Here is a 13,312-nt window from a genome sequence, read left to right as displayed (position 1 = left end):
ACGTTTCCTACACGAAACCGATAAAGGAGCGCGATCCCCGTGAAAATCAATTATCATGGCCATGCCTGCATTCAAATCCATACGGGCGGCAAATCGCTCGTCATCGATCCCTTCCTGAGCGGCAATCCGGCTGCCAAAATCAAGCCGGAGGCGCTTAAGGTCGACGCCGTGCTGCTGACGCATGCCCATCAGGACCATATCCTGGACGCGGCGCCGATCGCGATCGCCAATAACGACGCTCCGGTCGTGTCGATCGTCGAGCTCGCGGCCTACATGTCGTGGCAAGGCGTGAAAAATTCCGTCGGCATGAACATGGGCGGCACGTTCGATCTTGGCTTCGCGCAAGCGAAAATGGTCCAAGCATTCCACAGCTCGGGCATCGTCATCGAAGAAACGAAGCAAATTTTATACGCAGGCATGCCGGCCGGCTTCCTCGTGTTCGCCGAAGGCCTGACGATTCTGCATGCCGGCGACACGTCGCTGTTCGGCGACATGAAGCTGATCGGCGATCGCCATCCGATCGACGTCGTCTTCCTGCCGATCGGCGACCACTATACGATGGGACCTGACGATGCGCTTCAAGCGGCGCAATGGTATAACGCGAAGCTGACCGTGCCGATTCACCACAGTACGTTCCCCGGCATCAAGCAGGACGCGGAGCAGTTCGTTCGCCGCCTGGAAGATCTCGGCCTGAAGGGCAAAGTGATGGAGCCCGGCGACGAGCTGGAAGTAGCGGGACGTTAGCAACGACTAAGAGAGATAGATGGGATTTTGAAAAGTTTTATGGTAAGCGATCGTTTTCCACCCCATTGACGGTAGATTATTCTTATCCTACTTGCAAGCAGCCGGAGCAGCTCAGCATTGAGCGCTTCGGCTTTTCTTATTTGGGTCCGCAGCCGAAACTTTGCCATCTTAAGACCCGTCTATAACGTGGGGGTGTGGTTTGAGCATGAGACTATTTAGACATTGGGGATTGATTTCACTCGCGCTTCTAGCGATGATCGCTGCCGGCTGCGGCCTGCTCGGCCAAGCAACCTGTCATACGACCGAGTTGGAATGGGATGACTTCCTCGTCATCAATCACATCACGTATTCTCAAAACCACGACGGAACCCGGCCCGTGACAGCCGAACAGCTTGGGGAACGGGTAGGGGAAACATCCTATATGCTGAACAATCATGCTTGCGCGGGTCATGTGTCTAAGAACGGGGATGCGGCATTCCTTCCGGTCGGTACCCCTGTTTATTCCTTACAAGGGTACGAATCGGACTATCGCGTCGCAGCGGATAACAAGGTTTACGAAGTGACGGATAATCCGAATGCCGCAACGTTCGGACAGCTCCTCGACATTGAAGGCAAGGTGAGGATCGTCAGCCTGGAAAGCGAAATCGACGGCAGTCCGATCGGCGACTTCAGCCCGGAAGCATCATCCGCATTCGTGCGTGCGCTGCTGACTCTGCCCTATGTCGGCTTCGATGCGGTATACGAGAAAATCAAGCACGACAATGGCATATACCTTCGCCTGCATCTTCGGGACGGCACGTCTTTTCGAATGGTCTTCTATCCGCAGGGAAATGCTTTCGCCAACGGTGCTTTCGGAACCGATGAGTTGAAATCGTTGATTCTGTCTCAGCGGCAGCACATTAAAGCCGCAGCCGGATTGTAGCTGGCGGAGGTATCGTAATGCTGTGCCTCCGTTCGCTTGGTTTCGTTCGTTGTATCTCCGTTCGCCGGGATTCGTTCGACCATTGGCATGACTGCATGCCAAATAAAACGGGAATCGATCATCCGATCGATTCCCGTTACTTCGCTTGCCGCAAGGCTTCATCCGCAGCGCCATTCGTTCAGCGGTTCGGCCCAGCCCAAGCTCCCCCCGTGTTAAACCAGCTTCGCCACGACTTCCGCCAGCTTGTCCAGGTTTTCTTCATTCCCGGGGCCGGCATAGTTCTTCACCTGCTCGAAGACGGCAGCCGTCTCGAACTGCTGACGGAAGATCATGCCCGTTCTGCCGCCCAAGTCCTCGAACACGGCGGTAAGGCGGAAGACCGGAGCGACCACATGCTTCAGGACGATGCGCTCGGGGCTGGTAATCTCTACGAATTCGTTCGTATTCGGATAATCGGCGCCGTTCGGACCATGCATGACGAATTCCCAAATGCCGCCCGGGCGCGGATCGAACGCACTGAACGTATTCGTGAAGCCTCTTGGTCCCCACCAAGCCGCAAGAAGCTCCGGATCCGTCCACGCTCTGAAGATCGTCTCCCGCGGCGCCTCGATGACGCGCACGGCCACCAATTCGTTCTCCCCCGGCGTTACCTGACTTATCTGTTGATTCGCCATGTCTTGTCCCCGCTTTCTTTTTGGTTGTCCTAAGCATTGCGACCGTTCCCTCATGCAATCATTTATTCATGCACTCATGCAGCCAAGCCTATTCACTCGTTTACTCGGACAAGCATTTTCCCAACGTATCCAGCATGATGCCGGTGCCATGCTCCCGCTGCGCCGCCGTATCGTGTCCGTCCAGAAACGCGCCCTGCTCGGTAAAGACAAGCCGCGTGCCGTTCTCCGCGGTCTTGAACTCCACCGTTACGACGGAGACCGAGACCCGCGCCTCGTTCATATCGAGAATATACGAGTACACGATCCGCTCCCCCGGAACGATTTCCTGATAATACGCTTCGAAATTGATCTTCATTCCGTCCGGAAACGTGTTCCGGCTGCTCTCCCGCCCTCCGACGCGAAATTCGAAAACCTCCGCCTTCGAAAACCATTCGGCCTTCGCTTCGGGATCGGACCAAGCGGCGAATACACGGTCCGGCTTTACGCCGTAGACGCGTTCGATTACAAACGTGGCATGTTCAGCCGAGCGTTCAGTTGTCTTCATGTTCATCCTCCTTCATTAGAATCGTCTTCTTGCTCCGAGAGAAATCGTCCCAGTCTGTCGAGGTTGTTCTCCATGCTTTTCTTCCGTTCGAAGAAATGCTTCTCATGGCTTTTCTTCATCGTTTGCAGCAGTCCGATAAAATCGTTCACGGACAAGCTCTCCTTCGACGCCATCAGGCTCGATACATGCTCCAGCTCGCCGAGCAGCTTCTGCTGCACGCGAATCGTTTCTTTCACGCGGGACGTCTGCTGCGCCACGATGTCCGCCGGACTGAATTCCCCGCCCGTCAATACGTCCCTGACTTCGTCCAGCGACAGATTCAGCTCCTTGAGCGCCAGAATTTGATGCAGCCTCGCAATGTCGGCCTCATTGTACAGCCGGTGGCCGGAATCGGATAACGACGATGGCGAGAACAGGCCGATGCCGTCGTAGAAGCGCAGCGTCCGAACCGTCAGGCCGGTCAGCTTCGCCAATTCGCCTACCTTCCACGTTTGTTTCATAATCATCTCCTTTGGCTCTCGGCCGTTTCTACCGGTACCTCTACTATAAAACATGACGTTACGTAAGGAGCAAGCGAAATGCTGCCATCATCGAAAAATATTTTCCGCTTGCCCGCATAAGAAGCAACTATCCCGCCGTACGCTGTTCGCAAGCGCGGGCGGAACGTCGCAGGACGCTATCGATATTCAGCCGTTCACGATGCCGATCATAAATCCGTCGTATCCTTTGCCCCCGACGGTTTGGATCGCGGTCGCCGAGATGCGCGGCTCCTTCGCGAGCAGATCATAGAAGGCCCGCACGCCTTGGACGCGGGGATCGGTGCTATGGCGGCTCACGACTTCGCCTTCTCGAACGACGTTGTCGCCGATGATGACCGTTCCGGGATGCGAGAACCGCAAGGCCCATTGCAGATAGGCGGGATTGCTCGGTTTATCCGCATCGATGAAGATGAGATCGAAGGATTCCGTCCCCTCCTGCTCCAGCTTCGCCAGCTGTTCCAGCGCGTTTCCGGACCGGATTTCAACCCGATGCGTCAACCCGGCCAGGTCCACGTTAGCCTGCGCGACTTCCGCGTGTTTCGGTTCCAGCTCCAGCGTAATCAACCGTCCTTCGGCAGGCAGCGCCCTCCCCATCCAGATCGTGCTGTAGCCGCCTAACGTGCCGATTTCTAGAATCCGCTTCGCATTCGTCATCCGGGCAATCAACTGCAGCAGCTTGCCTTGGTTCGGAGCTACGTCGATCGGCGGCAGATCCGCCTCCCGGTTCGCCTCCAATACCTGCTCTAATATAGGATCCTGCGGAATTAGCCGCTCCGTTATATACTCGTCGACAAGATTCCAAGCCGTATTCGCGTTCATGTCGCCAGCTCCTCGAATCGAATTTGGTGTTGCTTTCGACTTCATTGTAGCTCCATTGGAATCATAAATATAATATATCTTTGGCTCATACTGATATAATAAATATATGATTCCCATTGACTGGCTGAGAAATGTATGGAGGACTATTTGAGAACGTAAAGAGAACTTATCGAGGAATTACCAAAGACTTATTGCGGACTTAGGAAGGAGACCGGTTATGAACTTGCATGCCCTGCGACTCTTTCACGTGGTCGCTTCGACGGGAAGCGTCACCCGCGCTTCTGAGCTAGTAAACATCAGCCAGCCGGCCATAACGGCGCAGATCAAGAAATTCGAGAAGGAGCTCGCCTTCCCGCTCCTCCAGCCCAGCGGGAGAGGCATTGCCCTGACGAATGCCGGCGTCCAGATGGCCTCGCTCGCCAGGCGGCTGTTCGCGATGGAGCAGCAGATCGAACAATTTTGCGAGACATACCGGCGCGGCACGAGCGGGCATATCCGAATCGCCGCTACGTATCTGCCGGCGCAGTTCCTTATTCCCGCTTGGATCGCCAAATTCAAGCAGCGCTACGAGCAAGTGGAGATGACGATCACGACGACCAACTCGTCCGACGCGCTGCAGCTGCTGCTGAACATGGAAGCGGACATCGCCGTCTACGGCGGGCTGCCGGAGGCATATCCCGATACGATTCAATCCGAGCAGCTGTTCCGGGACGAGCTGTGGTTCGTCGTTGCGCCGGATCATCGCTTCGCCGGCCAGCATGTGCCGCTGCATGAAATGATGAACGAGCCGTTCGTCATGCGCGAGGAAGGGAGCTCCACGCGCGAGCGGCTTCTCGCGCTGTGCAGAACCTACAGCGTGCCGATGCCGCGGATCGCCCTGCAGTTCAATGGCCTGCATGAGGCCATAACGGCCGTCATCGCCGGCTACGGCGCGAACTTCGTCTCGTCGCTCGTCGTCCGCGACTACGTCCGGCGCGGCGAGCTGAGCCGCGTGTTCGTGGATGACGTCCGGCTGCTGAATACGATCGCCATCTGTACCCGGAAGAACGAGCCCCTGTCCGCCGCAGCCGCGAACCTGGTCGCGCTTATTCGGCAGGCGCTTGATTGACCGAATCCGGCGATCCCAAGGCGCCCTAACGCTGCCCTCTTGGCTCGCCGTCCCCACTCGATGCTCGGGCAGCTGCCCATAACAAAAAAAACGTCCCTCAGCCATCGTACCGGCTGAAGGACATCGATGATTTTATTGGCATGAATAAGGACGATCATTACGAAATCGCTGCAGCCTTGATCCGCCGTACTTCTTGCTCGCGCTCATCCGGCGTCATTCGCGGACAGACGAAGCATTTCGTTCCGCCCTCGCGGCGGTCGTACTGGCAGCAGCCCGAACGCATGACCCAGCGTTCGCCCTCTTGATAAGGATTGTCGACGTGTCGAACCTGCCACTGGAACGGATTCCGTTTCCGCTGGAACGCTTCCGACGGGACTGCCTCCGATAGCAGCCGGAAGTGATGCTCGAAACGTTCCATGATTGCGGCGGGCAGCCCCATCTTCTGCACGTAATCAACGACCATGGCCGCGATTCCGCCGAATTGCGCCCAGATCTGCTCCGGCTTCATGCCGCTCGCCGCAGCGATCGCGGCTACGGCTGGCGTGACGTCTTCCATCATGAATCGTTTCCAATCCTCCGCTACGAAGGCATCGCCATCCTCGGCAGGAATCGGCTGCGTCCGTACTTCATGAATGCGGTAACCGAAATGCGGATGGCCGTGGCCTTCCTCGTAATCGATCTGAAAGGTGAGATTAGACAGCGGAAGCTCCAGCACTTCGCCGTACATCGCCAGGAAGATCAGCTTCGTTATGCTCAAATTGCACAGCGACGTGCCGATGAATGATCCCGGCAGCTTCAAGTCGACGGCCTGAACGACCTTCCCCGCCTTGCGCATCATTTCTTCCAGCCTGTCAGCTTGAAAAAAGCCCGTCGCCGGCATTTCATCCAGCACATGCTCTACCCCTCCCGGGGAAATATGAAAATAGGTGTTCACCAGCGAAAAATCGTATGCCGTCGTCGTCATTTCTTCGTCCGCTCCCTATGATAATGATTATCATTTCCGTTTATTCTATCATATTGAACGGAGGCACACAATTATTCATCTGATTCTAGCAACGGACGACAACGGCATCAATGAGGCCCCAGGAATAACGCTCAGGCTGCCGGCAAGCCGCTTGCCTTCAGCATCCTGTCTTCTCCGACCTTCCCCGATTTTCGGCTGACCGTTTTCCGCGCATTCGGCTAGGCCTTTCACCCTTGCGCCTAGAGGTGAATAGTCTGAATCAGCCTACTACTACAACGGAGGTTCTAGCATGATTCCGGGATATCCTTATTACAGTCAAGAAACGAAATGCAAGCAGGAGCCGGTTACATTTCCTCCCCAGCACCAGGATCGGCAGCCCGGCTTGGAATATCTCATGTCCCCCTTGCCGATCTCGGATAATCCGGGCTACCTGGGAAGCGGCAAATTAGCGGGTAAAATCGCGATTATTACGGGCGGCGACAGCGGCATCGGGCGCGCGGTGGCCATCGCCTTCGCCAAAGAAGGCGCGGATGTCGCGATCGTATATCTGTACGAACGCGAGGACGCCTCCGCGACCAAGCGAATGGTCGAGCAATACGGCCGCCATTGCTTGCTGATCGAAGGGGATCTGCGGCGGCCGGCGTTCTCTGCCGAAATCGTCGATTGCACGCTCGCCCATTACGGCAAGCTCGACGTGCTCGTATTGAACCAAGGCGTCCAATTTCCGCAGAAGAGCATTCTGGATATTTCCAATGAACAATTGGAGGATACGTACCGGACGAACATCTTCCCCCATTTCTATCTGACGAAAGCAGCGCTTCCCCACCTCCGTCCTGGAAGCGCCATTATCAGCACCGCGTCGGTTACCGCCTACGCGGGAGCCCCCTTGCTCGTCGATTATTCGTCCACGAAAGGCGCGATCGTCTCGTTCACCCGTTCCTTGTCCCTGCAGCTCGCAGAGAAGTGCATCCGGGTCAACGCCGTTGCTCCCGGTCCGATCTGGACGCCGCTCATCGTATCCAGCTATTCCGCCGAGTACGTGAAGACGTTCGGTCTGGAGACGCCGATGAAGCGCGCCGGCCAGCCGTTCGAGCTCGCACCGGCGTACGTCTACTTGGCCTCCGACGATTCGTCGTTCGTCACAGGCCAAGTGCTGCACGTGAACGGCGGCATTATGACGGAAACCTAATTCACTTCAACACCACCTTTGCGGGCGTTTACGTGAAAAGATCCCCGACTGCAGAGGCAATCGGGGATTTGGGCTGTAGTTTAACGTTAACGCGCGTATCGGATGTCTTTTGCAAGAAATAATGGTAAAATGCTAGGTTAGAACGTATACCTACATCAATCCACTTGGAGGTGCGCCCCAACATGGCGACGACTCGAACATTTGCCTTTATCGGTTCTTACGCGGACGCGGACGGCCCTGGTTTATACGCCTGCTCTTACGACGAGCAAAGCGGCGCCTTGACGCTGCTTGACCAGGCGAACGGCCTGCAAAATCCGACCTTCCTCGTTCCCGACGAGCAGGACCGGACCGTTTATGCCATTATGGAATGCAAGGATGCCGATGGCAAGAAATGCGGCGGCGCTGCCGCGTATCGCTTCGATTCCGCGACAGGGAAGCTGGAGAAGCTGAACGAAGTCATTACGCTTCCCGCGACGACCTGCCATATTACGCTCGACGCTACGCGACGCGCCGCAATCACGGCAAGCTATCACGGCGGCATGGTCGGCCTGTCTCCGATTCTAGATGACGGACGTATCGGACCCACCGCCGACATTCACCGGCATGAAGGCTCCAGCGTCCATCCTGCCCAAACCCAGGCGCGGGCCCACTCGGTCATCGTCGATCAGGCAAATCGGTATGCCGTCGTTTCCGATCTCGGTCTGGACAAGCTGTTCGTCTACAAGCTGGATGTGCCGAACAATCGCATGACGCTCCACGGCGAGACAAGTATCGCTCCCGGTTCGGGACCGCGCCATTTCGTATTCCATCCGGAACTTCCTTACGCTTACGGCATCAACGAGTTGAACAGTACGTTCACCGTTTACGCTTACGATGCGGAAGAAGGACGCCTGGACGTCATTCAGACGATCTCCACGCTGCCGGACTCTTATGTTGGCGAGAATGGCTGCGCGGATATTCACCTCTCCCCGGACGGCGCGTTCTTATACGGTTCCAACCGCGGGCATGACAGCTTGGCGGTATGCAGCATCGACCCGGCGAGCGGCCGGCTCGAGACGGTGGAATACGCGCCTACGCTTGGCGGCCACCCGCGCAACTTCGCGATCTCGCCCGATGGACGGTTCGTGCTCGCAGCCAACCGCGACGGCAATAACATCGTGACGTTCAGCCGCGATGCCGCAACCGGCAAGCTGCAGCCGACAGGCAGCGAGCTAAGCGTATCCAAGCCGGTATGCGTGCGTTTTGCGGAATTAACCGAGTAGCGGTTCATTATGAACCGGGATCCGATCCCAATCCTTGGCGACAAACAAGGAGCGGAAGTAGGTTGATAAGCCGCAAACCGGCAGCTTAGCGCTAAGTTGAACGGCCGACTGCCGTAACCGATTATTTAAGCATCCAAAGGAGCAGGGCGGCATTTTGCCGCTCCTGCTCCTTTTCCGTTGCTGGCACTCTTCTTGGTTACTTACGCGCTCCGATGAGGGACTGCTTCCGTTCATCGATCTTCTGTCCCGCGGTTCGTTTCTAGCTCTCGATCCGCAGTACGATCCGGCCTCTTCCATGACCTTGCTCGCTCCGCTCGTGAGCTTGCCGCACCTCGCTCAAAGGATATGCGTGCTGCACGACCGCTTTGACCCGCCCTTCGTCCATCAAGTCGGCGATGGCCGCCAAGTCTTCTCTTGTCGCCAAGCTCGAGGGCAGCACGCGGATGCCAAACTCCATACCCCGCTCGACCGGCGGCTTGCCGGTTATCGTAATCAGCGTGCCCCCGCGCTTGATGACCGGCCACGAGCGTTCCAGCGTCTCTCCGCCGATCGTATCCAGCACGAAGTCTACGTCCTGCGCCGCATGCTCGAACGGCTCTGCCATATAATCCACCGCAACGTCGACGCCGAGCGAACGAACGAAGTCGATGTTCGCCGGCCCCGCCGTGCCGATAACTTGCGCGCCCTTGCACTTCGCGAATTGCACGGCGAATAATCCGACGCCGCCGGCCGCTCCGTGAATCAAGACGCGGTCGCCGGCCTTCACGCCCGCGCTCTCGATCGCGCGCCATGCGGTCGTCGCTCCGCCGGATATCGCGGCAGCCTCATCGAAACCGACCGATTCGGGCTTGAGCGCGATCGCATCCACGGCTGCCGTCGTAAAAGCCGCATAGGTTCCTTTCGCGCTGCGACCGAAAACCTCTTGTCCCTTTTGGAACGCGGTTACGCCGGGTCCGGTCCCTTCGACGACGCCGGAGAAGGCCGTCCCCGGAATCGCGGGAAATTGGACGGGCATGGGGAACGAGCCTTTCCGAATCTTCCAATCGACGGGCAGTACGCCCGCCGAAACGACGCGCACGAGCACTTCGCCTTCCAGCGGCCGCGGAAGGGGAATGCGTTCGAACCGTAAGACGTCGGATCCTCCGAATTGATGATACCGGACGACGGTTTGCATGACGGGCTCTATCATCGGCTGCTTCATCCTCTCCATGGTCAAGATCAACATGCAGCAAAAATACCCTTCTCCTGCAATCGCATGCAGGATAGAATATAATCTATAATGCAGCACTTACTGAGTATACTCAGTACTTTTGTTTGATTGTGAGTATACCCAGTAATATCTTGCACGTCAAGGAGAATGAATGCATCCATGAGCAATTCGAATCCCGTATCCTCGGCTTCCCAAGCCGCAATTCCGACGGCCGGTCAAGTCCTCGAGAAGCTGTTCACGACGACTCACCGTCTGCATCTGCTGTTCGAAGCTCGGCTCGCCGAATACGGGCTGCCTGCCTTCATAACGGGTCCCCGGCTTCGTTTTCTCGTCACCGTCGCGGAAGCCGGCACCATCCGCATGGGCGATATGGCCGTCAGAAGCGGCATCGCGCCGCGTACCGTCACGCAATTCGCCGATGCGCTCGAGCAGGAGCGGCTGCTCCTTCGGCTGCCCGACCCGGAAGACCGCCGCTCGACGCTGCTTCGGCTGACCGATAAGGCTTTGCCGCTGATGGATCGGGCGCGGTCTGCCATGAAGGAGTCGGCCGAGCAGGTGCTGGGCCATCTGGAGCCGGACAAGCGGGAACAATTCCATGCGCTCCTGCTTCTACTAGGCGCCGCGCCAGCCGCAGATGCCGAATAACCTAGGGTAAGCCGTTATCAATAATGTACAAGGTTAGGCCTTCGGCAGCACCTAGCCGGTGATTCTTATTCGTTTAACGTTATTCGTTCAAATACGTCGTAATCCGGTTGGCGGCGGCTTTGGCAACGGCCTCCGCGGACTTGCTTCCCGCGAAGAAGGCGGCCGACTCTTCCTTGATGATGCCGAGCACCTTCTCGTCCTTGCCCTCGTAGTTGCCGACGGACGGCAGCAGCTTCAACGCGGAATCGATCTGCTCTTGCGTCATCATCAGCTGCTTTTCGCCGCCGTTCTTGTTTTTGATCATCATTTTCGCCCCGCCGCTCTTCTGCTGCTCGGCGAAACGCTCCAGCTTCGTCCTGGCCGCGGCTTGGTTCACGGGGAACGCCATCATGGCAGGCGAAGCCTGCATCTCCTCGGACAGCAGAAACTTAACGAACTCCCATGCCGCCGGCTTCACCTTGGAGCGGTCGTTCAACGCAAGCGCCAAGTCCGACGTGAACGGCAGTCCTTCGTCTTTGCCGGACCCCGGCGGTTGAAGCACTTCGCCTTCCCCTTCGCCGAGCATGCTCGGCAGAATCGCGAGCTCCATCGGCGCCGACATGCTCATCGGCATGAAGACCTGCTGCATCCTGCCGAGATTAGCGTCGGATACCGCTCCGCTGTCGTAAAGCTGCTTCACCTGCTCCAAATAGCCGCGGAACGCTTTTTCGTCGAACGACGCTGCCTTCCCTTCCTTCGTCACCAATTGGTCGTATACCGTCTTCGTCAAATAACCGAGCAGCTCTTCGGGCTTCATGCCGCCGAGCACCTGCGGCTTCGTGCCGTCCGCGTTCGTCCGCGATGCGATTTGTCCGCATAGGGCGATGAACTGCTCCCAGGTCCATGTTTTATCGTCGACGCCCCCCGCCTGCTTGATCGCCGCTTTATTGCCGACCAAGACATCGAGCGAATAACCGACCGGGATGGCATACCAGGTTTTGCCGCTCGTCAAGCCTTTCAGCACGCGTTCGTAATACGCGTCGGCATTAAAATCCTTGTCCTTGCCCGCGATCCCGGTCCAATCCGCGAACATGCCTTTGTCCAAATAACGGTCTACGGGGAGATAATTCGTCGAGATGAGATCCGCGGCTTTGCCGGACATCAAGGCGGTGCCGACGGCGTTCACGTATTTGTCGATGTCCTCCTCCGCCGGACCGTTGTCCTTGCCGGCGATTCGAATCGTGTTCTTGCCGCTCGTATCCGTCGGAACCGTCTCCCGGACCTCGATATCGATATCCGGATGCGCCTGCTCGAATCGGGCTGCAGCTTCCTCCAGGAACCGGTCTTCCGTGAACACGGACACCGTTACCGTTTGTTTGCCGGCTGCATCGCCTTCCGCCGTATCCGCGGCCGCTTCAGCGGCTTCGCCGGGTGAATTGCCGCTGCCGCCGGAGCTGCAGGCAGTCAATGCCGAAGCCAGCAGCAGCGTTGAAGCTGTCGCCCCCATCCATGTCCAAGCCTGCGTTTTCGTAGTCGTCATCGCAATCCTTCCTCTCGTTCATGATTTATTCCAGCCGCACGCGGTCGCCGTCCCCGAGCGGCTCGCTCGCTTCCGTGACGATCCTCTCGTCCGGCAGCAGCCCGTTCAGCACGACCGCGGTATCGTCGTTCGTCTCGCCGGTATCGACGTACGTTTTCTTGACGAAATACGAGGAGCCGAGCGGCCCTTCCTTGACGGTCAGCGCGAACACGTACGTGCCTTCGTCGTCCGCCTCCAGGGCGGAAGCCGGGATCTTGAAGCCGGGACGCTCGCTCTGCTGGTCGATATAGACGGCTGCCTTCAAACCGGGCTTAAGGCCGTCTCCGCGCACGTCGATCTTCACGGACTTGGCGCCGGAATCCCCGCTGCCCGCTGCTCCGCCTTCACCCTGACCGGAAGCGTCCTCGATGCTTGCGATCGTACCCTTCAGCCGCCGTGCCGACGAATCGTCGATCTCCACGTCGACTTCCCGGCCGATCTGCAGCGAAGAAGCGGCGTCGCCGGTCGCGGCGATGCTCAGCACGTATCCGGAAGCGTCGCTCGCCAGCAGGCAAACCTGTTGTCCCGGCGAGGCGGTCGTTCCTTCCTCCGCGGTCAGCGACGTGACGATTCCGGCAAACGGCGCGCGAAGCACCTGCCCGTCGCGGATTTGCTTCTGCAGATCGTCAATCCGGCGGCCGGCAATGCTCATTTCCAGCTTCTGCGATTCGATCGCTTGTTTCTGCCTGTCGACCGCCGCATCGTCCGCCCCCTGCTGCAGAAGCGGCTTCAACTCGTTGATGAGCTGCGAGAGCTTGATCTGCTGCTGCGCGTAACGTGTCTTCTCATCCTCCAAGGACCTTTCCGTCGCGTAGGTATCGAACGTAACGATCGGGTCCCCTTGCTTGACGCGGTCGCCTTTCTCGACATGCACCTTCACGACTTCCCAATTCCCGAGCGGCAGGAGCGGCGCCGAGTAGGCTGCCTGCAGGTAGCCTTCCTCGTTCACGCTAAGGTCAAGGCTGCCCATGGACGGCGACTTTACGGTAACCTTCGGCAGCGCCAGCCCCTGAATCGTATTCGACAGATAGGTCAGCACGAGCAGCCCCCCGATGAACAGACCGAGCGCCCAGCGCAGCATGCGTCGTCTTCGTTCCACGTTCATTCCTCCTTTCGCCCGCATCATGGCGACCT

General features: G+C 57.9%; 14 protein-coding genes. 6 read left to right on the top strand and 8 right to left on the bottom strand.

All coding sequences use genetic code 11. From position 1 onward, the window contains the following. Positions 1-39: 39 nt before the first annotated feature. Both GT003_RS01655 and GT003_RS01650 read left to right on the top strand, forming a co-directional pair. Positions 40-744 carry a metal-dependent hydrolase gene (locus GT003_RS01655; protein ID WP_161693730.1) on the top strand — a complete coding sequence of 235 codons (705 nt, stop codon included), beginning with the start codon at positions 40-42 and terminating at the stop codon, positions 742-744. Positions 745-949: 205 nt separating this feature from the next. Beyond that, positions 950-1,666 (top strand): hypothetical protein, encoded by a 717-nt coding sequence (locus GT003_RS01650; protein ID WP_161693728.1) that lies wholly within the window; start codon positions 950-952, stop codon positions 1,664-1,666. Between the two features lie 212 nt (positions 1,667-1,878). Here the strand turns inward: GT003_RS01650 and GT003_RS01645 are convergent, their stop codons facing one another. From GT003_RS01645 to GT003_RS01630, 4 genes are all read right to left on the bottom strand, one after another. Beyond that, positions 1,879-2,340 (bottom strand): SRPBCC family protein, encoded by a 462-nt coding sequence (locus GT003_RS01645; protein ID WP_161693726.1) that lies wholly within the window; start codon positions 2,338-2,340, stop codon positions 1,879-1,881. A 100-nt stretch (positions 2,341-2,440) separates the two neighbouring features. Then, on the bottom strand, positions 2,441-2,884 hold the full coding sequence (locus tag GT003_RS01640; RefSeq protein ID WP_161693724.1) for an SRPBCC family protein: 444 nt from the start codon (positions 2,882-2,884) through the stop codon (positions 2,441-2,443). A 2-nt stretch (positions 2,885-2,886) separates the two neighbouring features. Then, positions 2,887-3,384 carry a MerR family transcriptional regulator gene (locus GT003_RS01635; protein WP_161693722.1) on the bottom strand — a complete coding sequence of 166 codons (498 nt, stop codon included), beginning with the start codon at positions 3,382-3,384 and terminating at the stop codon, positions 2,887-2,889. 186 nt (positions 3,385-3,570) lie between these two features. Further along, positions 3,571-4,242 carry an O-methyltransferase gene (locus GT003_RS01630; RefSeq protein WP_161693720.1) on the bottom strand — a complete coding sequence of 224 codons (672 nt, stop codon included), beginning with the start codon at positions 4,240-4,242 and terminating at the stop codon, positions 3,571-3,573. Positions 4,243-4,459: 217 nt separating this feature from the next. On the opposite strand from GT003_RS01630, the gene GT003_RS01625 reads away from it, so the two are divergent. Further along, positions 4,460-5,350 carry a LysR family transcriptional regulator gene (locus GT003_RS01625; RefSeq protein WP_161693718.1) on the top strand — a complete coding sequence of 297 codons (891 nt, stop codon included), beginning with the start codon at positions 4,460-4,462 and terminating at the stop codon, positions 5,348-5,350. A gap of 157 nt (positions 5,351-5,507) precedes the next feature. On the opposite strand, the gene GT003_RS01620 is transcribed toward GT003_RS01625, so the two are convergent. Then, a complete protein-coding gene (locus GT003_RS01620) occupies positions 5,508-6,314 on the bottom strand; it encodes a (2Fe-2S)-binding protein (protein WP_161693716.1) in 807 nt (268 codons plus the stop codon). A 289-nt stretch (positions 6,315-6,603) separates the two neighbouring features. On the opposite strand from GT003_RS01620, the gene GT003_RS01615 reads away from it, so the two are divergent. Beyond that, complete coding sequence (locus tag GT003_RS01615) at positions 6,604-7,503, top strand: SDR family oxidoreductase (protein ID WP_161693714.1); 900 nt, start codon at positions 6,604-6,606, stop codon at positions 7,501-7,503. Between the two features lie 182 nt (positions 7,504-7,685). Next, positions 7,686-8,765 carry a lactonase family protein gene (locus tag GT003_RS01610; RefSeq protein ID WP_161693712.1) on the top strand — a complete coding sequence of 360 codons (1,080 nt, stop codon included), beginning with the start codon at positions 7,686-7,688 and terminating at the stop codon, positions 8,763-8,765. A 259-nt stretch (positions 8,766-9,024) separates the two neighbouring features. Here GT003_RS01610 and GT003_RS01605 read toward each other — a convergent pair whose 3' ends face one another. After that, positions 9,025-9,990 (bottom strand): NADP-dependent oxidoreductase, encoded by a 966-nt coding sequence (locus GT003_RS01605; RefSeq protein ID WP_249043553.1) that lies wholly within the window; start codon positions 9,988-9,990, stop codon positions 9,025-9,027. A gap of 144 nt (positions 9,991-10,134) precedes the next feature. Between GT003_RS01605 and GT003_RS01600 the strand changes: the two genes are divergently transcribed. Then, positions 10,135-10,620: a MarR family winged helix-turn-helix transcriptional regulator gene (locus GT003_RS01600; RefSeq protein WP_161693710.1), complete on the top strand. Its 486-nt coding sequence runs from the start codon at positions 10,135-10,137 to the stop codon at positions 10,618-10,620. A 79-nt stretch (positions 10,621-10,699) separates the two neighbouring features. Here GT003_RS01600 and GT003_RS01595 read toward each other — a convergent pair whose 3' ends face one another. Together GT003_RS01595 and GT003_RS01590 are read right to left on the bottom strand one after the other, a co-directional pair. Continuing rightward, complete coding sequence (locus tag GT003_RS01595; RefSeq protein WP_161693708.1) at positions 10,700-12,139, bottom strand: ABC transporter substrate-binding protein; 1,440 nt, start codon at positions 12,137-12,139, stop codon at positions 10,700-10,702. 25 nt (positions 12,140-12,164) lie between these two features. Further along, positions 12,165-13,277 (bottom strand): efflux RND transporter periplasmic adaptor subunit, encoded by a 1,113-nt coding sequence (locus GT003_RS01590; RefSeq protein WP_161693706.1) that lies wholly within the window; start codon positions 13,275-13,277, stop codon positions 12,165-12,167. Positions 13,278-13,312: the final 35 nt, after the last annotated feature.

It is taken from the genome of Paenibacillus sacheonensis, from assembly GCF_009909195.1.
Taxonomy (GTDB): Bacteria; Bacillota; Bacilli; order Paenibacillales; family Paenibacillaceae; genus Paenibacillus_Z; species Paenibacillus_Z sacheonensis.
Note: the sequence above shows the minus strand (reverse complement) of the source record. Positions and strands in the feature narration are given on the sequence as shown.